This is a genomic window from uncultured Phascolarctobacterium sp. (genome assembly GCF_934190775.1).
Lineage (GTDB): Bacteria > Bacillota > Negativicutes > Acidaminococcales > Acidaminococcaceae > Phascolarctobacterium_A.
On sequence record NZ_CAKPTG010000006.1, the window covers coordinates 105,055 to 125,022 of the forward strand.

Annotated in this window: 20 protein-coding genes; 3 read left to right on the top strand and 17 right to left on the bottom strand. The window is 48.6% G+C overall.

What is annotated here, in order from left to right; translation table 11 throughout:
* Positions 1-78: 78 nt before the first annotated feature.
* From Q0G26_RS05010 to Q0G26_RS05055, 10 genes are all read right to left on the bottom strand, one after another.
* Entirely contained in the window at positions 79-825 is a 747-nt protein-coding gene (locus Q0G26_RS05010) for a methyltransferase (protein WP_293829013.1), read from the bottom strand.
* Complete coding sequence (locus tag Q0G26_RS05015; protein WP_021720771.1) at positions 800-1,642, bottom strand: stage 0 sporulation family protein; 843 nt, start codon at positions 1,640-1,642, stop codon at positions 800-802. Before Q0G26_RS05015 ends, Q0G26_RS05010 begins: the two co-directional genes overlap by 26 nt.
* Positions 1,643-1,648: 6 nt before the next feature.
* Complete coding sequence (locus Q0G26_RS05020) at positions 1,649-2,674, bottom strand: DNA polymerase III subunit delta' (protein ID WP_293829014.1); 1,026 nt, start codon at positions 2,672-2,674, stop codon at positions 1,649-1,651.
* A 1-nt stretch (position 2,675) separates the two neighbouring features.
* Complete coding sequence (tmk, locus tag Q0G26_RS05025; RefSeq protein WP_293829015.1) at positions 2,676-3,311, bottom strand: dTMP kinase; 636 nt, start codon at positions 3,309-3,311, stop codon at positions 2,676-2,678.
* Between the two features lie 10 nt (positions 3,312-3,321).
* On the bottom strand, positions 3,322-4,770 hold the full coding sequence (locus tag Q0G26_RS05030; RefSeq protein WP_293829016.1) for an aminotransferase class I/II-fold pyridoxal phosphate-dependent enzyme: 1,449 nt from the start codon (positions 4,768-4,770) through the stop codon (positions 3,322-3,324).
* Positions 4,771-4,960: 190 nt separating this feature from the next.
* Complete coding sequence (locus Q0G26_RS05035; protein WP_293829017.1) at positions 4,961-5,740, bottom strand: TatD family hydrolase; 780 nt, start codon at positions 5,738-5,740, stop codon at positions 4,961-4,963.
* A gap of 3 nt (positions 5,741-5,743) precedes the next feature.
* Positions 5,744-6,334 carry a hypothetical protein gene (locus Q0G26_RS05040; RefSeq protein WP_293829018.1) on the bottom strand — a complete coding sequence of 197 codons (591 nt, stop codon included), beginning with the start codon at positions 6,332-6,334 and terminating at the stop codon, positions 5,744-5,746.
* A 120-nt stretch (positions 6,335-6,454) separates the two neighbouring features.
* Positions 6,455-8,416 (bottom strand): methionine--tRNA ligase, encoded by a 1,962-nt coding sequence (gene metG / locus Q0G26_RS05045; RefSeq protein ID WP_293829019.1) that lies wholly within the window; start codon positions 8,414-8,416, stop codon positions 6,455-6,457.
* On the bottom strand, positions 8,409-9,296 hold the full coding sequence (gene rsmI / locus Q0G26_RS05050) for a 16S rRNA (cytidine(1402)-2'-O)-methyltransferase (protein WP_366517734.1): 888 nt from the start codon (positions 9,294-9,296) through the stop codon (positions 8,409-8,411). Before rsmI ends, metG begins: the two co-directional genes overlap by 8 nt.
* Before the next feature lie 115 nt (positions 9,297-9,411).
* The gene (locus tag Q0G26_RS05055; protein WP_293829021.1) at positions 9,412-9,972 is read right to left on the bottom strand and encodes a hypothetical protein; all 561 of its coding nucleotides are present in this window, start codon (positions 9,970-9,972) and stop codon (positions 9,412-9,414) included.
* Positions 9,973-10,187: 215 nt separating this feature from the next.
* On the opposite strand from Q0G26_RS05055, the gene Q0G26_RS05060 reads away from it, so the two are divergent.
* Positions 10,188-10,700: a hypothetical protein gene (locus tag Q0G26_RS05060; RefSeq protein WP_293829022.1), complete on the top strand. Its 513-nt coding sequence runs from the start codon at positions 10,188-10,190 to the stop codon at positions 10,698-10,700.
* Positions 10,701-10,777: 77 nt separating this feature from the next.
* Positions 10,778-11,443, top strand: coding sequence for a vWA domain-containing protein (locus Q0G26_RS05065; protein ID WP_293829023.1), 666 nt, complete (start codon positions 10,778-10,780; stop codon positions 11,441-11,443).
* A gap of 98 nt (positions 11,444-11,541) precedes the next feature.
* Here the strand turns inward: Q0G26_RS05065 and Q0G26_RS05070 are convergent, their stop codons facing one another.
* The 6 genes from Q0G26_RS05070 to Q0G26_RS05095 all read right to left on the bottom strand — a co-directional run bounded on the left by Q0G26_RS05070 (position 11,542) and on the right by Q0G26_RS05095 (position 17,647).
* The gene (locus Q0G26_RS05070; RefSeq protein ID WP_293829024.1) at positions 11,542-12,888 is read right to left on the bottom strand and encodes an MATE family efflux transporter; all 1,347 of its coding nucleotides are present in this window, start codon (positions 12,886-12,888) and stop codon (positions 11,542-11,544) included.
* 145 nt (positions 12,889-13,033) lie between these two features.
* Positions 13,034-13,798 (bottom strand): fumarylacetoacetate hydrolase family protein, encoded by a 765-nt coding sequence (locus tag Q0G26_RS05075; protein WP_293829025.1) that lies wholly within the window; start codon positions 13,796-13,798, stop codon positions 13,034-13,036.
* A complete protein-coding gene (locus Q0G26_RS05080; RefSeq protein WP_293829026.1) occupies positions 13,795-14,583 on the bottom strand; it encodes a histidinol-phosphatase HisJ family protein in 789 nt (262 codons plus the stop codon). Before Q0G26_RS05080 ends, Q0G26_RS05075 begins: the two co-directional genes overlap by 4 nt.
* A 175-nt stretch (positions 14,584-14,758) precedes the next feature.
* Complete coding sequence (locus Q0G26_RS05085; RefSeq protein ID WP_021719413.1) at positions 14,759-15,364, bottom strand: DUF1847 domain-containing protein; 606 nt, start codon at positions 15,362-15,364, stop codon at positions 14,759-14,761.
* 119 nt (positions 15,365-15,483) lie between these two features.
* Complete coding sequence (locus tag Q0G26_RS05090) at positions 15,484-16,728, bottom strand: outer membrane protein transport protein (RefSeq protein WP_293829027.1); 1,245 nt, start codon at positions 16,726-16,728, stop codon at positions 15,484-15,486.
* A gap of 94 nt (positions 16,729-16,822) precedes the next feature.
* The gene (locus tag Q0G26_RS05095) at positions 16,823-17,647 is read right to left on the bottom strand and encodes a hypothetical protein (protein WP_293829028.1); all 825 of its coding nucleotides are present in this window, start codon (positions 17,645-17,647) and stop codon (positions 16,823-16,825) included.
* 236 nt (positions 17,648-17,883) lie between these two features.
* On the opposite strand from Q0G26_RS05095, the gene Q0G26_RS05100 reads away from it, so the two are divergent.
* A complete protein-coding gene (locus Q0G26_RS05100) occupies positions 17,884-18,948 on the top strand; it encodes an acyltransferase (RefSeq protein ID WP_293806339.1) in 1,065 nt (354 codons plus the stop codon).
* Positions 18,949-19,092: 144 nt separating this feature from the next.
* Here the strand turns inward: Q0G26_RS05100 and Q0G26_RS05105 are convergent, their stop codons facing one another.
* Entirely contained in the window at positions 19,093-19,680 is a 588-nt protein-coding gene (locus Q0G26_RS05105) for a hypothetical protein (protein ID WP_293829029.1), read from the bottom strand.
* Positions 19,681-19,968 lie beyond the last annotated feature (288 nt).

Sequence of the window (19,968 nt, forward strand, 5' to 3'; positions counted from 1 at the left end):
GCATTTTCACGTATCTAAAATATGTAATTTGTTAGCATATAGACTAGTTATAGTCTAATTTTTTCCCGTCCACTGAGATTATTTAACAACAGGCTCATAGAATTTTTTCACCTGCTCTGTATAGCTGCCATCCTGATTATACATAATCAACGGTGGCAGAACATCCAAGCCGTAGCTGCCGCCCTTCTGCATTTCCATCAGGAAAATCCAGGCCGGCTTATCAATTTTGGAATGCACCCATTGCAGGCGCTTCGGCTGCAGGCCATACTTCAGCGCCAGCTGCATGCTTTCAGCAAAGCGCTCCGGCAGCTGCACCAGGGCAAAGCGTCCACGATAGCGCACAGCAAAGGCCGCCGCCCGGAAAAAATCCTCCAGCGTCGAGGTAACCTCGTGGCAGGCGGCAGTGCCCACCTGGCGCACGTTGCCGCTGTTGCGGTAGGGCGGATTAGCAGCCACCAGATCCATGCTTTCCGGCTGCAGCAGCTGCTTGTAATTGCGCAAATCTCCGTCTATGACTGTAAACTTATCCTGCAGAGAATTATCGGCAATGCTTTGGCGTACCAGCTTTGTCACCTTCGGATTACAGTCCAGCGCCGTCACCTCTGCGGCGCCTCTGCTTTCCAACAGCATGCTGATGGCACCGGTACCGCAGCCCAGCTCCAGCACTTTAGCCTTACGCACGACATGCGGAAAGTTGCCTAAAAATACGGAATCCGTCGTATAGCAGAATTCCTTGGCATCCTGCCAGATTTTATAGCCACAGCCCGGCACATAATCACAGCGCAGGCTGCTTTCCTGCTCAGACATTATCAGCCTGGGAAGCATCTACAAGCTCTTCCCACTCCACCTGAATAGTATTGTCCGGAGAAAGCTGCACGGCAGCGGTACGCTCCTTGCGGTTGATGCCTACTACCTTGCCTTCGCCCATAGTAGTCACTACCTTGCTGCCCATCTTGGGAATTTCAATGCGCTCGCGACGACCACAGCCGTTGCAGCCATGCTTGCAGTACATATGGTTTTCATACTTCAGGCAGCACATCAGACGACCGCAGATGCCGGAAATCTTCGTCGGGTTCAGGGACAGGCTCTGGTCCTTGGCCATGCGGATAGAAACAGGCTCAAAGTCGCCCAAAAAGGTTGCACAGCACAGCGGACGACCACAGCTGCCGATACCGCCCAGCATTTTGGCCTCATCACGCACACCGATCTGACGCAGCTCGATACGGGTACGGAAAACAGCTGCCAGGTCCTTAACCAGCTCACGGAAATCAATGCGTCCGTCAGCAGTGAAGTAGAAAATAATCTTATTCACATCAAAGGTAAACTCTACGTCAATCAGACGCATGGGCAGACCATGATTTTTGATTTTGCGCAGGCAGATATTGAACGCTTCCTTTTCACGGATTTTGTTTTCTGCCAGCTTCATGTCATCATCGGCTGTTGCTTTACGCATAACCGGTTTGAGCGGGGAAACAATCTGCTTGTCTTCTACCTCACGCGGTCCGATAACAACCTCGCCGTATTCCACACCGCGAGCTGTTTCCACGATAGCAAAATCACCCTTTGCTACACCTGTTTCCGCCGGGTCAAAATAATATATCTTGCACGCTTTTTTAAAGCGAATGCCTACTACTGTCGGCATAAATTATCACTCCTTATAAATTTTATCTATTTTAAGCGCCATGGTCTCCAATGCCGTCTTCATACCGACACTGCTTACCAATGCGTCATACGCTTCCTGTACAATCACTAAGGCCTGCTTCAGCGCTGACAGCTGCCAGCCACTGCTTTGGCTCTTCAGCTCATCCAGTAAATCTATATTATATATTCTATCATAAAGCTGCAATTTGCACATCAATAAATCGCGCAGCAAAAGCTGCCACAGCTGCACAAGCAGTAAAGCCTGCTCACGCTGCAGCTTTTTGTCTAGCCAGCTACGTCCTGCCAGATAATTCATCGGCATTGCCAACGGCAATGCCTCTAAAAAGGCTGCCGCCTGCTTACGGCATTCAAAGACGTCCATCTGTCCCTTGCCAGCAGCCAGATTCAGCGCCAGACCGATGGAGCCTTCGCTGATACGTGCCAACACTGCGGCCTTGGCAGGCTCTATCTGCCTTGCACGCAGCGCCTGCTCCACCAATTGCGGCTCCAGCGCCTGAAAGCGCAGCTGCACCACGCGCGACATAATCGTCGGCAGCAGCTTATTTACATTGGCTGCCAGCAAAATAATCACCCAGCCTGCCGGTGGCTCCTCCAGCAGCTTCAAAAAAGCATTGGCGGCCGCAGGCACCATGGTATCTGCATCCTCCACCAGGCACACCCGCGTCGGTGACATTACCGGCGCCAGCACCGTTTTGGCAGTCAGCTCTCTGATCTGGTCGATGATAATCGTATTCCTCAAGCGGTCATTTTTATCATCCCATTCGTGCTGCACCAGCACAAAATCCGGATGGCTCAAATTGCCGTCCTGCAGATTCATCAGGCGACAGGCCTCGCAGCCATCTGTTCCGCTATGGTTAAAGCAAAGCAGTGCCTTGGCAAATTCCAGAGCCAGTGTACGCTTGCCCAAGCCAGCTGCACCGCTAAACAGCAATGCGTGCGGACGCTCCTTGGCCTGCAGATAGTTCTGCAAAAATTTTTTCTGTTCTGTGTGGCCGATGATATGCTCCCACATTTTATTTCTCTCCGCTGATTATTCTGCCGATGGCCTGCAGCACCTTCGCAGCAACCTCCTGCTGACTGCCTAAGGCGTCAATCACCTGCAGCCTCTGCGGCTCTGCCGCGGCCAGCTGCTGGAAGCCTGTACGCAGGCGCTGCTGAAAATCCAGCCCCTGCTGCTCATACCGGTCCTGTACACCGCGCTGCTGGCGACGCACCAGCAATTTTGCCGGGTCGGCATCAAAAACAAGCGTCAAATCAGGCTCCAAGCCTCCGGTAGCAAAAGAGCCCAGCTGGCGCAGCTGCGCCAGTTCCTCCGGAGCTTTGCCCTGCGCCAGTCCCTGATACACCAACGTAGAATCACTGAAGCGGTCACAGATAATTATCTTGCCTGCCTCCAGCGCCGGACGCAGCAGCTTGTCGACATGCTCACTGCGTGCTGCCAGATACAGCAGCGTCTGCGTTGCCGTTGTCAGCGGCAGCTCCGGGTCAAGCACCAGGGCGCGCACCTTTTCAGCCAGCTGAGTACCACCGGGCTCGCGGCTTTCCAGCACATCATAGCCCTGCTCGCGCAAGGCCTGCGCTGCCAAATGCTGCTGGGTAGTTTTCCCCGCTCCGTCTATTCCTTCAAATGTAATAAAAATTCCTCGCATTTTATTTACCTCAATCCGCAATAATACGTATCGTCTGTAAGCTGCTGTCTGCAGGTCCGCTTACCGGCAGTCCAAGCTCCTTCTGCGCCTGGCAGTAGGCAATAATCTCTTCCGTTACCAGCTCACCTGGCAGCAGCACCGGTATTCCCGGCGGATAAAAGCTCACCTGCTCGCCACAGATTTTGCCAACAGCCTGCGCCAACGGCACCGCTCTTTTCGCACGATAGAATACGTCGCGCAAAGGCAGAACTGCCTGCGTCTGCGGCACCTGCGCTGCCGCTGCCAGCTGCAGCGGTGTACGCTTCTGCGCCTGCATCTTATCCAGTACGGCAGCAATCCTTGCCAACGCCTCGTCATAATCCGTAGTAACATCGGCATAGGTCACCAAAAAGAGTACATTATAGGCATCTACAAGCTCAACAGCAATTCTTGCCTCACGGAAAAGCTCCCCGACCTCTACGCCGGTATAACCCCAGGCTGCAAAATTCACCGTCACCTTGGTAGTATCAAGCTGCAGTCCGCCGCAATCTGCCGTTTCCATTACACGCAGGCCGCTATAGGCGGCACACAGGCTGCGCAGCTTGGCGGCAGCCTGCACAGCCGCCGCTGCCATCTCTCCGCCGTAGGCCTGCACCTGCGCTCTGGCAGCATCCAGCGATGCCATCAGCAGATAATTGGGACTTGTCGTCGTCAAAATGCTCATCACATCAGCCGCACGCTGCAAATCAAGACGTGCTCCCTGCACATGCAGCATGCTGCACTGCGTCATCGCGCCCAAAATCTTATGCGTACTCTGAGCGCAGGCATCAGCACCGCACTGCAGAGCGGACGGCGGCAACAGCTCACTGAAGCCCAGATGCGGTCCATGCGCCTCATCCACCAGCAGCACTGCATTATGCGCATGGCAGCAATCGGCAATCGCCCGCACATCTGCCGCCACACCGTAATAATTGGGGCTGGTCAGCAGCACCGCTTTAATTTTGCTGTCCTGCGCCAACGCCGTCTCTATCTGCTGCACAGTAACCTGCATCTGAATGCCAAATTCCGGCTGATACTCCGGCTGCAGATACACTGCCTCTATGCCACCCAAAACAAGTCCGCCGGCAACACTGCGGTGCGCATTGCGCGGCAACAGCAGCTTCTCTCCCGGATTCAGCGCTGTCAGCAGCATGGCATGAATCGCCTGACTTGTACCATTGACTGCCCAAAAGCAGGCATCACTGCCGTAGGTTTGCGCTGCCAGCTCTTGCGCTTCTTTAATATAGGTTTCCGGCTCGTGGATATCGTCCAGCTCGCTCATCAGCGACACGTCCATCTGCACGCTGGCACCCAGCTCCTGACGCAGCAAGCGCTGCATGCCGCGTCCTCCCTTATGTCCGGGAGTATGCAGAGGATAGACATCCTCACTTTTATATTGCAGCATTGCCTCTATTAAAGGCATGCTAATTTTATTTTTCATTATTTGCTCCCTCCGGCAAAGCTAAACTAATTTAGTACATCATTATATTTTAACATATTTAGCACTGCAGATATAGCATTTCAGCTGCTAACAGCGTAAATTTATTCTTTAAACGCATGCTTGGGCACAAAAAAGGAGAGGCCTGCGCATCACAAGACCTCTCTGATTTTTGTTGAAAGCAACTTTATGCTTATTTTATCTTCCAGAATAATCTTTTAGTATTCGCCGTAGCAATTGCCGCCAGCTCTTCAAAATCCATTCCCAGCACCTGCGCAGCATTGCGTGCTGTATATTCCGTATAGCCGGGATTATTGCGCTTGCCGCGGAAAGGCACCGGCGTCAGATAAGGGCTGTCGGTTTCAAACAGCAGCAGCTCCTTAGGAATATACTGCATAACCTCGCGCACCTTCTGCGCATTCTTATATGTAGACGTGCCGCCGAAGCCAAAATAATAGCCACGCTTAGCCAGCTCCTTCGCCATCTCCAGCGAGCCGCTGAAGCAGTGGAACACTGCCTGTACGCCATGCACCTCCTTTTGGAACAGCTCCAGCATATCGCCATGCGCATCTCTGTCATGAATAATCACCGGCAGGTTAAATTGCTTAGCCAGGTCAAGCTGCTCTAAGAAAATACGCTTCTGTACCTCCTTCGGCTCGTTTTCCTTCCAGTAATAATCAAGGCCGATTTCACCGATTGCCACAACCTTCGGATGCTGTGCCCACTCTGCCAGCTGCTGCAGATAATCGGCAGGAATGCCCTTTAAATTTTCCGGATGCCAGCCAACAGCCGCATAGATAAACGGATATTTTTCCGCCAGCTCCACCGCAACAGCACTGCTGGCAGCATCACAGCCGGGATTGACGATACCGTCCATATCCTGCTCCAGCTGTGCAATCAGCTGCTCTCTGTCCTCATTAAACGCTTCGTCATCTAAATGGGCATGCGAATCCCACAAACCAGTTCTGCTCATAATCTACCTCACATTCACAAAAAAGTTCAGATACAGCTGCAAAAACAACAGCATGCTGAACAAAATATAACGGAAAACCGCCGCCTTACGCGAATAATATTCGCATCCCAGCAGATAAAATTCCTTAGGGTTTTGCGGATTATAAATAATTTTACGCGGCAGCTTCAGCGTAAAGCCACGCTCCAGCACGTCGCCACTCTTTTCCTTCGTTCCCTTGGCTTCATTCAAAGCCTCGCTGTATTCCTTATCACCGACTTTATAGGTAAAAACCGGACACAGCTGCTTGCCACGGCTCCAGCTGCTCTTATAGCCGGTAATCACCGCGCGCACCTCTTCGGTGCACAGGCTGCTCAGCTTAGGGAAATAATTTTTCGTAAATATGCAGACAATGCCATATAAATAAATCAGCAGCGCCAGCTTCAGCGTCCAGGCCATACCCTTAAACATATAGAAGCCATAACCGGGATAATGCTCCCCCAGCCATGCATGCGGCAGAATATACGGCACCATGCTGCTGAACAGCACTAAAACCATGCTGATGCCTATACAAAGATACGGGCGCCAGAACAAGCGCGAAAAAAGCTTTTCGGACACTGATAAGTCCCCCTTCCAAAACAAAAGACTATATGTTAATAGACGAAGAGCAGGCACTCCTCATCCGCCAAAACGTATCAGAGTGACTGCTCTAAATCTTAGAGTGCATCAAGCACTTTTTTATTTTACACGACTGCCGGAAGCAAGATTTTGCGGGTCAACGAGAGCCAGATTGCCCTGTCCGTCGGAAGCACACAGCAGCATGCCGAAGGATTCGATACCCATCAGCTTAGCAGGTGCCAGGTTTGCTACAACAACAACGTTTTTGCCCACCATCTGTTCAGGCTCATAGTATTGGGAGATACCGCTGACAATAGTGCGTACCTCATCACCGATTTCTACCTGCAGCTTGAGGAGCTTTTTGGATTTCTTAACCTTTTCCGCTTCCAGAACCTTGCCTACGCGCAGGTCAATCTTCTCGAAGTCAGGGAAGGCGATTTCCGGTTTAATCGGCTCCATAGCAGGCTTTGCTTCTTCCACCGGAGCAGGTACGGGAGCTGCAGCCTTATGCTCATAGCGTTTGCCGCCGATGATGGTTGCACCGTCTTCGGTAACCTCGATACGCGGATACAGAGGCTCGCCCTTGCAAACCTTAGTGCCGTTTGCCAGGCCGCCCCATTCAGCGTCAGCCAGCAGGAACTGCTCAGGCACAGCCAGACCAAGCTGGGTGTAAATCTTCGGGCTGGTGGTCGGAATGTACGGGCTGATTAAAATAGCCACGATACGCAGGGTTTCAGCCAGGTTATACATAACAGTCTTCAGACGGTCAGCCTTAGCCTCGTCCTTAGCCAGAATCCAAGGAGCGGTTTCGTCGATATATTTGTTGGCGCGGCTGATTAAAGCCCATACGCCTTTAATTGCAGTGTTGATTTCCATGTTGTCCATAGCCTTAACATAGTTAGCTACGGTTTCTTTAACGAGAGCCTTCAACTCGTCATCAATCGGTTCGCTATCACCCGTATCAGCAACAATACCGCCATGATATTTTTCAATCATGCTTACGGTTCTGTGCAGCAGGTTGCCCAGGTCGTTGGCCAAATCTGCATTTACACGGGTAATCAATGCATCACGGGAGAAGTTACCGTCACTGCCCAGGTTGATTTCGCGCAGCAGGAAGTAGCGGATAGCATCAGCGCCGAACTCATCAATCAGACCCAGCGGGTCGATAACATTGCCCTTGGATTTGGACATTTTGTCACCGTCAACTACGAGCCAGCCATGACCATAAACCTCTTGCGGCATTTCCAAACCCATAGCATGCAGCATGATCGGCCAGATAATGGTGTGGAAGCGCACGATTTCCTTGCCTACCAGATGCAGGCTTGCCGGCCAGTATTTGTGGAAGAAGGCATCATCGGTACCATATTTAATACCGGTCAGATAGTTCAGCAGAGCGTCGAACCATACATAAACAACGTGTTTTTTGTCAAACGGAACAGGAATACCCCAGTCAAAGGTGGTACGGGTAATGCACAAATCCTCCAGACCTTGCTTAACGAAATTAATCATCTCGTTGCGGCGGCTTGCCGGTTGGATAAAGTCCGGATGCTCTTCGATGAATTGCAGCCACCAATCCTGGTATTTGCTCATTTTAAAGAAGTAGCTTTCCTCCTCCATCTCCTCTACCGGACGATGGCAGTCGGGACAGCAATGGTTTTCATCCAGCTGACGCTCCAGCCAGTAGGATTCGCAGGGTACGCAGTACAGGCCCTTGTAGTTTTTCTTATAGATATCGCCCTGCTCATAAATTTTTTGCAGTGCATCCTGAACTACCTTGTGATGACGCTCCTGGCTGGTGCGGATAAAGTCATTATTGGAGATATTCAGCTCTTTCCACAGCAGCTTGAAGTTAGCAATAATTGCATCTACATACTGAATCGGGGTTACGCCCTTTTCCTTAGCCTTACGCTGGATTTTCAGACCGTGCTCGTCACTGCCGGTCAGGAAGAATACATCCTCACCCTTCAGGCGGTGGAAGCGTGCCAGGCTGTCAGCGATAGTTGTGCAATAGGCATGGCCTATATGCAGATTATCACTCGGATAATAAATTGGTGTTGTAATATAATAACTCGGTTTAGTCATTGTCAGACCCATCTCCTTCAGAAATTAGTTGGTTATATAGCTCCCGTTTGGGAATTTTACGTTTTTTTGCTACCTGCGCCAAGGCAGCCTTTTTATCTACGCCATCAGCCATCAGCTTGCGCACCTCGTCAAGAGGCTCCAGCTCCTCCTCGGCTGCAGCGAAAGCACCGTCGCCGGCACCAAGCACCAGGCAGAACTCACCACGCGGTGAATTGGCCTCCAGCCATTCCAGACAGCCGCTGACTGTGCCACGGTAGAATTCCTCATGCAGCTTCGTCAGCTCGCGTGCTGCCGCCAAAGGACGGTCGCCCCAGGCAACCAGGATATCCTTCAGCACCTCCACAATTCTGTGCGGCGCTTCGTAAAGAATTATCGTCGCAGGAATGTGCTGCCATTGCTCCAGCTGCTCGCGTCTGTTGCGCTTGCTCTTGGGCAAAAAACCGCCGAAGAAAAACGGATACGTCGGCAGGCCGCTGGCAATCAAAGCGCACAAAGCAGCGTTGGCACCGGGAACAGGCACCACTCTGATACCATGGGCAATCGCATCATGAGCCAAAGCCTCACCGGGGTCTGCAATTCCCGGAAAGCCTGCGTCGCTCACAAGGGCAACATTTTTGCCCTCCAGCAGTTGGCCTAAAAGATATTCGCCCTGCTTATCCTTGCTGTGCTCATCATAACGCACCAGGCGACCTTTGACATTAAAGTGATTCAAAAGCTGCAGCGTATGACGTGTATCCTCCGCCGCAATCAAATCTGCTTCCTGCAGCATCCGCAAAGCGCGCGGTGTCATATCCTCAAGATTACCGATAGGCGTAGCGCATAAATAAAGTGTTCCATATATATTGTTTTGCTCTGCTGTCACAGCTCCGCCTCCTGTCATTTACCTGTGGTCAGCAGGTGCAATACATACTAACCCATAATATATTAATTTTATCACACAAGGCGCGATAAATAAAGAAAAAACGCGTAACTTTCGTTACGCGTTCAGCTTATCATTAAATAGCCCTGCCGGATTTCCAACCGGGTGTAAATGTCGGCTCAATAGCAGCGCATTTATTATTATAGCTGTCTGCCAGCCAGGAAGGATAATCAAAATACCAGGTATTCCAATATTCACCGTTTATAAAGCACTTTTTGTAGTAAATCCTGTCATTTTCCAGATAGGAAATAACGTACCAGTCATCACCCTTAGCCCTATAGGCAGCAGACGGATGATTTTGGATATCCATATTATATTCATCGGCAAGCGTCATGCCCATATTGTGACCGCCGCTGACAGTAAAGCTGGAGCCGTATTCATCCTTAAAAATACAGCCATCGCCGTTAGTGCTCTCGAAAGCCTGATTGAAATTTGCCGGGAGATTAATAGCAAAAGCAAATCTGTCATTGATATAGCGATAATAATCAGGATTATCCGTTGTAAATACTCTGACATATTCTGCTGTGCCTTCGCTGGGCTCATACCATTGGTTCTTTAGGAAAACAGCACTAGCCGCCGATACGGTAGCAGTAAAAATAAACATCAGCATCGACAGTAATAGCAAGATTTTTTTCATAGCATTCACCATCCTTAAATGTATTCTCTGTAATTTAATTGTAACCTGCGCAGGAAATTTTGTCGAGATAAAAATTAGCTTTTCTGCTACATAAATACGCTATAAACCAGGCGAAGCTTTTACAGTATAAAAAACATCCTTTAGCAGGCTATTTTACAGACTACCTTGCATCTGCTAAACTATAAGCAAATACTTTTCACTTAAGGAGATACGCTATGTTAGATTTTAAATTATGCCATTCCCTGGAAGCCTATATCCGCAAGCATTACATAGAAGAAAAAAAATTGCTCTTCAGCCAATACTGTTTAATGACAGAACTGGAAAAAGATACAAAAAAGTCGTCAGTTAAAGAAAATGTTTGCTGCTACATCTGGCCGGAATTCATTCCTCAGCCGGATAAAAACACCTTTTCCAGCAAGCTCTTCCGTCTGATTGAGAAAAAAGGCCTGGAGGATGTCGAGGTCTACAAAAGAGCCAATATTGACCGCAAGCTTTTTTCCAAGCTGCGCAAAAAGGACTATCATCCAAGCAAGAAAACGGTCATTGCGTTAGCACTCGCTCTGCAGCTTAATTTAGACGAGGCTACAGACCTACTGCGTTATGCCGAATATGCACTCTCCCCCAACGATAAGGCTGATGTGATTATCAGCTTCTGCTTCACCAAGCCGGTATATGATATTTTTACAGTCAACGAGCTGCTTTATAAATACGCCGGTACTTCGCTCTAAAATGTCGCTCACCGCGCGACCTGCTGCAAGCTTCCTCCTGCTATAATAAACTCAGTAAAGCAAAGGAGGACGCAAGCATGATTGATGTAAAACCTGATTTTAACGAAATTGTCTTTGTACTCGACCGCAGCGGTTCCATGAGCGGCCTAGAAAAAGATACTATCGGCGGCTACAACAGCTTTTTGAACCAACAGAAGCAAAGCGGAACTAAGGCAGTAATTTCCACCGTACTTTTTGACCATGAAATACAAATCTTACATGACCGTCTGCCTATCAGCGATATCAAGGAGCTGACAGCCAAGGATTACCAGCCACGCGGCTGCACTGCCTTGCTGGATGCCGTAGGCGGCAGCGTCAGCCATATCCACAAGCTGCACAAAAAGCTGGCTGCTGCAGACCGCCCCGCTAAAACAATCATAGTAATCATTACCGACGGTTACGAAAACAGCAGCAAAAACTACACCTATAAAAAGGTTAAAGATATGCTCAGCAAGCGTCAGGAAACGGATGGCTGGGAATTTGTTTTCCTGGGTGCCAACATTGATGCTGCAGCAGAAGCAGAGAGCTTCGGCATCAGCAGAAAGCGTGCCGTAAACTACAAGGCTGACAGCGAAGGTACCTTAAAGAATTTTGCAATGCTGAGCTCTGCCATGCTCTGCTTTAATGCAGGCGCAGATTTTGATAAGGCCCTCGAAGAAAAACGCGCGTTAGTTGACGAGGATGTCAAACGTCGCGGCAAATAACCAAGAGTTCCACCTTTTTATTAATAAAGCACAAAGCAAGGCGTCTGCCGCCCCGCACCGCGGGCAGCAGACGCCTTGCGCATTTTTCTGCATTATATTCAGTTAACAGGTGTATATTTCTTTTCCAGCAGACGCACAAAATAATGGTAAGCTGCAAAGACGAATACTGCACAGCTGATCCAGGCAATCGGCTCCGCCATGCAGATGCCCTCATAGCCAAAGGGCACGCTGAGATATATTGCCGCGATAGAACGCATTATCAGCTCCACCACACCCGAAAGCATAGGAATCATGCTTACGCCCATGCCCTGACAGGCGTTACGGTAAATAAAAATCTGACTGAGGAAGAAGTAAACAGGCACAGTATACATAATGTAAAGATGTGCGGACTCCATAACCGTCGGTGACGGATTATCGAGGAAGATGCCGATAACCTCTTCGCCGAAAGCAAATACCACAACCGCAGCAAACAGGCTGAAGGCCAGCGTCAGCAGCGAGCAGCGACGCACCGCATCACGGATGCGGTCAAAGCGGCGAGCACCGAAATTCTGCGCCGTAAACACAGCCATCGCAATGCCAAAGGAAATCATCGGCTGCAGTGCCAGCTGCTCTACGCGCATCGCCGTAGTAAAGCCGGCAATCTGGTCACTGCCAAACTTGTTGCAGACTGACTGCAGAATAATAATGCCTAAGCCTAAAACAGAAAACTGCACTGCCATCGGCAGGCCCATACGCAGATGCGCCCACAGCTCCGGCCAATCCAATTGGAAGTCGCTGCGATGAATATGCAGCTGCGGAAAACGCTTGTAAATATAAATTACGCACAGCACTGCCGAAAAGGCCTGGGCAATAACCAGTGCAAAAGCACTGCCCGGTACGCCCCAACCAAAGCTGATGATGAAAACAAGTGCCAGAATAATATTCACTATCGAAGACACAATAAGAAAGTATAGCGGTGTTTTACTGTCCCCCAGGGAGCGCATAATACCGGACAAAAGATTATACGCCATCATCACCAGCAAACCATCGACGATAATCATTACATAGGCATAGGCATCAGACATCAGCTCCGGCGGAATATTCATCATCGCCAGCAGCGGGTCTATCACCAAATGCATAATACCCATAATGAGAAAGACGAAAAATATGCTCAACACAACGCAGGTAGCAATGCTGCGACGCATTCCCTGCATATCCTGCGCACCGTAGCGTTGACCGGTAACAACGGTGAAGCCGTTGCTGAGACCAATCGTCAAAACCATCGTCAGCATAAACAGCGGCGATACCGCACCTACGGCAGCCAAGGCATTCACGCCAATCGTTCGCCCGACAATAATAATATCGGCAATATTATACAGCTGTTGAAAAACATTGCCTATCAAAAGTGGCACCGTAAAGGGAATAATCAGCTTCAACGGTGCTCCCTCTGTCATATTCTGAAGCATAAAAAAAGAACCTCCTTTAGCTGCTCTCTCCCAAGCAGCAGTATCAGTCCGGTATTACAATATATATCGCTGACTTATCAGTCAAAATATAGCACAATCAGGAAAAAAATACAAGACGTGCAGCAACACACGTCTTGTAAAAATCTTATTCCATGACTACTCTGTTGGTAATCTTGCCAATGCCTTCGATTTCGACGGTGATTTCATCACCCTCATTCAAGAGTCCTGCATCTACTGGAGTACCTGTCAAAATAAGGTCACCGGCATCTAAAGTAAAGCTTTGGGAAATATAGCTCAAGATTTCATAGGGATTATAAATCATATTGCTCGTGCGTGCATCCTGCTTAAGCACGCCGTTGACATAAGAGCGGATGGATAAATCGCTGGGGTCCAGCTCCGTTTCCAACCACGGTCCCAAGGGACAGAAGGTGTCAAAGGATTTACAGCGCAGCCACTGACGTTCCTTGCGCTGCAAATCGCGGGCAGTAACATCATTAGCGCAGGTATAACCCAAAATATATTTAGGCACATCCTCCGCCTTAACATTCTTCATCTTCTTTTTCACAACAATGCCCAGCTCCGCACCATAGGCCAGTTCCCGCACCTGCTTCGGCCAGATGATATTCGCACCTGTACCAACAACGGTATGTGCAGCCTTAGAAAAAATACTCGGCTCACGCGGAACCTCTACACCAAATTCAGCGGCATGCTTCTGGTAATTAAAGCTGACGCAGATAATCTGCTTCGGTACGCAGGGTGCCAGCAAACGTACATCACGCATAGCAAAGGTTTCATCCGTTATCTGCCAATATGTTTCCAGAGAACCATATACGCAACGGATAACATCGCCGTCAATAAAGCCTATACGCTTGTTGCCTGTCCGCAAATCCTCAAAACGCACGCATTTCATTTTAACCCCTCCATAATCTGCATCCTTCTCGCTTTAAAATAAACAGGTGTCAGCTCTGCCTGCGCTGCCAAAGCCAGCGCCTCCTGCAGTCTGCGCCCCACATGCTCCTTATAATGGGCATCACTGCCAAGAGTGCAGTATTTGCCGCCAAGCTCACGGTAACGCTTATACAGCGGCAGCAAGCCTGCTACCGCCACAGCATCATCCAGGCGGCGGGTATTGATTTCGATAGGCTTGTTCTGCTCAATCAAAAGCAAAAACAGCTTATCAAATAATTCCGGTGCATCCTCCAGGCGCAGCTCATGCTCCGCCCCCTTATAGGGCCAATAACGGCAGATATAGTCAATATGCGCAAACGCATCAAAATCGCGCTCCTGCTCCAGGCAGGTAATCGCATCATGCAAAAATTCTTCTACAATCTGCTGACGTGTGCGTCCCTTGTAGCAGGTCTGCTCGTATAAATCACGTCCGCCGATGCAATGGATAGAAGCCAGCACATAGTCAAACGGATGAGTCTGTGCCACCTTTTTATCCTCAGCCGCAGTATGCGTCTGCATGCCGATTTCAATGCCTATCAGCACCTTGTCGCTGCTCAGCGGCTGCAGGCGCGCAAAATATTCGTCTATATCAAAAGTAAATGCTTCCGGATTAGTCGGATAATCATAATCCCAATGCTCTGTAATCGTTATACCAATACCCTGCTCAGCTGCTGCGCCGATGGCATCAGCAAATTTCATTTCGCTGTCACAGGAATAATCGCAGTGCATATGTGTATCAAATATCATTTAGTGTACCTTCCTTCCGTAAATTATATTGTATCAAATTGCAATAAAAAAGCAACGGGGAAGGGAGTATTTTTTCACCAATTAACGAGAAAATTACAAAGAAGTTAGCAGGGAGTAATCCAAGAGAGAATTTTAATTGTTCTCCGAGATTACCCCCTGTAAAAATCAATGTATCTTATACCTCTCCGTCATCCATAATTCCCAGCTTACGCTTCCAGTAACGGGAATAAATAGCGCCCAAAGGATTGTGGGCCAACAGACGATCCTTAACTACCAGATTAGTTACCGGTCCTTCGGCGTTCATATTGAAAATGGCATCATGGCCAACGCACAGGCCGCAGGAAATGTAGAGCTCAACGCCCTTTTCTGCCAAAAACTTAGCCTGGAACTTAGGATTGCACATTGCCTCATGCTCCAGCTCCGGCTTAACCTGCTTCAGTCCCAGCTCTTTTTTGGGGAAGCTGCAGTTTTTGCAGCATACGCTGTAAAACTCAAAGCCCTGCTGCTTAAAATATTTGGCAATATAACGTGCTTCCGCATTCAGGCCTATGCAGAAAGACATGCCCAGCTTTTTGTAGCCCATAGCTTTGGCAAACTCCGCAGTTTCCTGCAGACGGCAGATGTTACTGTAGAACGTGCCTTCAACATAGGCAGCAGCCTGCATAAGCTTTAATTCTTCCTCGGTATAGGCTTCCTTGACAGCCTCCAAGGGCACGCCTGTGCAGTTAACACCCTTGGTGTAGCAGGCATGTGTAGGACAATTAGCGCAATCACATTTCATTTTACATTTCTCCTTTCGCCAATAACCTTGTTAAGCCTATTGTAGCACAAACAGCAGACAGATTAAAAGAGCTGCCGCACTTTTTCGTGCAGCAGCTCCGGTAAAGCTAAAATATAAAATTAGAATTTACGTTGGTAGGAAATAGAAGCAATCTTAGTGAAGCTGTCATAAGCATGAGCGCTCTTATAAGCATCGGTAGCGTGACCGGCGAAATCCAGACTGCCGACATCCATCCAGCCCAAGGCAACAGCAACAGTCTGCTTCTTGTCGTTGTAACGGGCACCAATGGAATAGGTACGGCGCAGACCTGTCGGTACCATGAAGTCGCCGCCCTCGTAAGGAATAGAAGATTCATCGAAAGCAAAGCCAGCCATAACAGCATACTTATCGCTCAGGTTGTGCTCTAAGCCGATAGCATAACGCCAGCCACTCTCCCAATTTTTAGCAGAATTAACATCAGAAGGCAGCACATCGGGAACACTGGGATTGGACAAAGAAATATTCAATGCATCATAGGTACTCCAGTTGGTACGTGTTGCTTTCAATTCCAAACGGGTTTTCTTGTCAAATTTGTGGTTATAACCGATATCCCAGCTATCCGGCAAAGTTACTACGCCATAAGCATCAGCAGTAATTTTGCCTCCAGTTACAGGATACAATTTAAAGTCTGCTTCTAAGGAGTGAGTAATGCGGCTGCGATAAACTACACCAATCTCATTTTTATCATCAAAGGCATAGTTGGCAGCAGCATTCCAGCCCAAAGCATAGCTTTCGCCTTCTGTTTGTGTTGCACCAACATTCATTTGAACACGCGGATCATAGGAATTCTTTTGCAGTTCCAAGCCAACATAGTTGATTTCTGCGCCAACTGCTGCGCTCCATTTTTTATCGAACTTGTGCGCATAGGTCGGAGTAACGCTGACACCGTTCAGCTTAGAGAAAAAAGCATTACTGGACGCCTTGCTGCCGCGTTCAAACTCGGATACCATAGCAAAGCGTGGGAAAGCACCGATGCCGAACCATTCTTTATCATTAATCTGTCTTACATAGTAGCTGCCAACAGCCCAACCGGCATGAACCACATTTTTACCGGCTTCAATTTCCTTGCCGTCACCATCATGCAGCTTATAGCTGCCGTGCGGGCTCAGATAGGTGGAGCTGCTCTTCATTGCCTCACCCTTTACTTTGGTGATAGAAGCAGGGTTATAAGCTACGTTTGCAGCATCGTCCTCAGCAAACATGCGCGCACCGCCCATAGCAACACCTTCAGCAGACCATTCGTTAATAGCAAAGCCTTCAGCGCCTGCTACCTGGGGTGCCAGCAGTGCTGCAGCTAAGCCTAAAGCTAAAAAGTTTTTATTCATATTAGTACATCCCTTCTCACATTTTTATTACCTGCTACTAATTGTAACAGATTCGTGAAAAGTGCGTACAAAATCTTTTAATCGCTCGTTTTAATTACTTAATTAAACTTTGAAAAGAACCCTTTTCATCCGGCTCCTCACCGGCAGCCTTCGCTGCCTCGCGACGCGCAAAATTGCGCTCCTGCAGGCGGCGTACATCCTCCAGCGTCGGCACATTATCCTTTTCCCACGGCTGGTACTGAATCGTGGTGCAGTGATGATACATCGCATATCTTTCCTTAGCATCTGCTGCAGCCTCTGCCTCGGCAAGAGCCTTCTTGGCAGCATCGTTCATCGGGAAGGATTTATACGCATCTGCCAAAAGCAGCGCCGCCTTAGCATAATCGCCCTGCTCCGCCATGCTTTCTGCAATAAACTTCAGTGCATGGAAGCGGTACGGATTGACGCCCTCCACGGCCTTTTCCGCCTCCAGCATTGCTTTCGCCTCCGCCAGCGCTGCAGCCTCAGCGCCACAGGAGCGCTGCAGCTCCAATCTGCGCGCCCAGATAGCGCCACGGTCTGCACTGCGGAAAACCTTCTTATACTCACGGCACAGTCTGTAGGCTTCATTTAAATAAACAATCGGTGCATCTCCGGTGCCGGTCAGACGCCAGACGATTTCGGCAATATCACGCAGGCACAGCACCTTATGCTCTGCCTCGCTGAGACCAAACTCCGGTGCATCCTCCATATCCGGCTGCACATCCTTCACAGTTGCCAGCACCGCCATAGCGCCCTCGATGTCTTTCAAAATCATCAGCATACGTCCTACGTTGCTGCGGCATTTCCAATCATCATAATCGTTTATCAGATTTAACGGTATAGGGTAATCACAGCTTGCTACCTTCTGTACATAACCTTGCCATTCCTGTTTTTCCATTTCAGTATCCTCCTCAATCTGTTATATATTCTATTCAAATTATCTGCGCTGCCGCTATCTTTGTCAAGCGTCAACCTGCGCAGAAGTTATAATATTAATGCTAATAAGTTATCTACGGCAGCTTATCAACTTTTTATATTCCATTTGGTTATATTGTAAATGCTTAATCGCTATTTGACTATAAAATTTAAAGTAGTACAATAACTCTACTAGAGAGAAAGAAGATGTATAAAGCTATGAGTTTTCCCCTATTATTACGTGGCTTCGTGGTTCTTGGCGTCATGCTGATGCACACCACCTGGTACTTCAGCCACGCCCACGCGGAATCGTGGGTCACTATTTCCGAAATGCTGCTGGACATTATCTCCCTCTTTGCCGTACCCCTGGTAATGTTTGTTTCGGGATATATGTTCATCAGCCACAATCGCCATGCCGATTATTATAAGTGGTCCTTCTTCCGCAGAATGTTCCTGTCGGTGCTTTCGCCGTATTTGCTGTTTTCGTTGCTGTACCTTGGCGGTGCCTGGTTTTTCAGCAACGCCAGCTTCACTCTCAAGCAGGCCGCTTATCTTATCGTTACCGGCAGCAGTGCAGTCCATATGGCCTTTTTCCGTGCGCTGTTTGGTTTTTACGCCATCTATCCACTGCTGCTGCGTTATTTTAACCGTTGCCGCTTGCATCACAGGCTGCACCGCTTTATTATTCAGGTAATCCTGCTGCAGCTGTTCTGGAAAATCTGCAACAATATCAGCTGCAGCAATCAGGCAGTTATCCTAACGCTGGAGATTACCACCTTTCTGCGTTATATCGCCTACTTCTCCTTCGGTATGCTGGCTTATATCTACCATAAAAAAATGCTGCGCTGGATTGACACCCATCACGTTCTTTTGATGACAGGCTTCATCCTGAATCTGATTTTAATCGGCGGCTGCTGGTTTGCTAAATACTACCTGCATATCCTGCCGCTGTTGGAATTTGTCTGCTTCCCGCTCAACCTGTTTTTGTACAGCATCATCATCGCTATGCTCTTTCGTTATGCCTGCACTTTGGAATCGCAGGACAGCCTCAGCAAGCGCTTTATGATGTATCTCGGCAACTATTCCTTCGGTTTATTCTTAATTCACATCATCTACATGTATGTTGGCAGTGAGCTGCTTACACTGCTGCATATGTCACCGCAGCAGCTCTGCTTTTATCCGCTGCTCTTCATCATTATGCTTAGCCTCAGCCTGCTGACCATGGAAGCATTGGCGCGCGTTTCCTGGGGCCATTATTTCATCGGCCATGTAAGCCGTCTGTAAAAAGTTTTCTTCTTATTCCCCATATATTGTAAAACACCACTTGCGTTTGCAGGTGGTGTTTTGGCTTATATCCTCAAATCAAAATCTCTTCTTATACGCCTCGCCCCAGTCACGCATGGCCTCCAAAACAGGCTGCTTTTATTTTCACTCCTTCAGCTCCTTGCTGTATATCCACGTCTCCTGCGCACCCAGCTGCGGCAGAATATTATTCGTAAAATGCGCTGCTTCGCTATAGCCACGCCTGCGGTAATATTCATAATCACAGGTAGCATCCGCCCACAAATAGAGCTTTTTAACACCTTTTTTCTGCGCAATCGCTTCCACCTTATGCAGCAGCTTGCTGCCAACACCGCTTTTCATGCTCAAAAACAGGCACAGCAGCAAATCCTCCGGATTGGCCAACGCCCTCACCTTTTGTCCGTTATAAGACAAATAGCGCAGATAATCATAAACAAGATCCTGCTCCTCGCACTCAAAATGCTGCAGGCTTTGCTTTAACCAGGACTGAGAATTATCACGCTCACTCAAGGGCGCCGCCAACAAAAAGCCCTGCATACCGTCATCATCCGTCATTTTTAAAGAAAAGACCTCACTGCGATAATAATAGCGCACCATCGCCTCATACAGAACATTCTTTAAGCTATCATTCGTCAACGCCATCTCGTCACCCCAGGTCAGCTTGGTGAGCTGGGATGCATAGGCAATATCCTGCGGGGTAAAATTTAATAACATTTATGCTTCTCCACTTCAATAATCGAATTACAACACTTGCACAATCAGTTTTTAAGTGTCTTAAACATTCTTTTTAACTCTATTTTAAGCTATCCTCATGAAATATGCAATCAGTGCAGATTTCATGAGGATAAAATATGCAACTACTGCATATTTTATGAGGATAATAGAAAAAAGAGCTTATTTTCATATTCACACTGCAACATTTCGCTTAGACAGTTTTCAGCAAATCATTACATTATTTTCCATTCCACCCCCTCCTTGACAATCCCCCCATCACCGCAATAT

Bases quoted from the DNA above. Each gene is read 5' to 3' on its own strand.
- tmk (WP_293829015.1), bottom strand. From the start codon at position 3,311: ATGCGAGGAATTTTTATTACATTTGAAGGAATAGACGGAGCGGGGAAA.
- Q0G26_RS05035 (WP_293829017.1), bottom strand. From the start codon at position 5,740: ATGAGCAGAACTGGTTTGTGGGATTCGCATGCCCATTTAGATGACGAA.
- Q0G26_RS05075 (WP_293829025.1), bottom strand. From the start codon at position 13,798: ATGAAATGCGTGCGTTTTGAGGATTTGCGGACAGGCAACAAGCGTATA.
- Q0G26_RS05080 (WP_293829026.1), bottom strand. From the start codon at position 14,583: ATGATATTTGATACACATATGCACTGCGATTATTCCTGTGACAGCGAA.
- Q0G26_RS05015 (WP_021720771.1), bottom strand. From the start codon at position 1,642: ATGCCGACAGTAGTAGGCATTCGCTTTAAAAAAGCGTGCAAGATATAT.
- Q0G26_RS05060 (WP_293829022.1), top strand. From the start codon at position 10,188: ATGTTAGATTTTAAATTATGCCATTCCCTGGAAGCCTATATCCGCAAG.
- metG (WP_293829019.1), bottom strand. From the start codon at position 8,416: ATGACTAAACCGAGTTATTATATTACAACACCAATTTATTATCCGAGT.
- Q0G26_RS05070 (WP_293829024.1), bottom strand. From the start codon at position 12,888: ATGCTTCAGAATATGACAGAGGGAGCACCGTTGAAGCTGATTATTCCC.
- Q0G26_RS05055 (WP_293829021.1), bottom strand. From the start codon at position 9,972: ATGAAAAAAATCTTGCTATTACTGTCGATGCTGATGTTTATTTTTACT.
- Q0G26_RS05065 (WP_293829023.1), top strand. From the start codon at position 10,778: ATGATTGATGTAAAACCTGATTTTAACGAAATTGTCTTTGTACTCGAC.
- Q0G26_RS05010 (WP_293829013.1), bottom strand. From the start codon at position 825: ATGCTTCCCAGGCTGATAATGTCTGAGCAGGAAAGCAGCCTGCGCTGT.
- rsmI (WP_366517734.1), bottom strand. From the start codon at position 9,296: ATGACAGGAGGCGGAGCTGTGACAGCAGAGCAAAACAATATATATGGA.
- Q0G26_RS05095 (WP_293829028.1), bottom strand. From the start codon at position 17,647: ATGGAAAAACAGGAATGGCAAGGTTATGTACAGAAGGTAGCAAGCTGT.
- Q0G26_RS05085 (WP_021719413.1), bottom strand. From the start codon at position 15,364: ATGAAATGTGATTGCGCTAATTGTCCTACACATGCCTGCTACACCAAG.
- Q0G26_RS05020 (WP_293829014.1), bottom strand. From the start codon at position 2,674: ATGTGGGAGCATATCATCGGCCACACAGAACAGAAAAAATTTTTGCAG.
- Q0G26_RS05030 (WP_293829016.1), bottom strand. From the start codon at position 4,770: ATGAAAAATAAAATTAGCATGCCTTTAATAGAGGCAATGCTGCAATAT.
- Q0G26_RS05105 (WP_293829029.1), bottom strand. From the start codon at position 19,680: ATGTTATTAAATTTTACCCCGCAGGATATTGCCTATGCATCCCAGCTC.
- Q0G26_RS05090 (WP_293829027.1), bottom strand. From the start codon at position 16,728: ATGAATAAAAACTTTTTAGCTTTAGGCTTAGCTGCAGCACTGCTGGCA.
- Q0G26_RS05100 (WP_293806339.1), top strand. From the start codon at position 17,884: ATGAGTTTTCCCCTATTATTACGTGGCTTCGTGGTTCTTGGCGTCATG.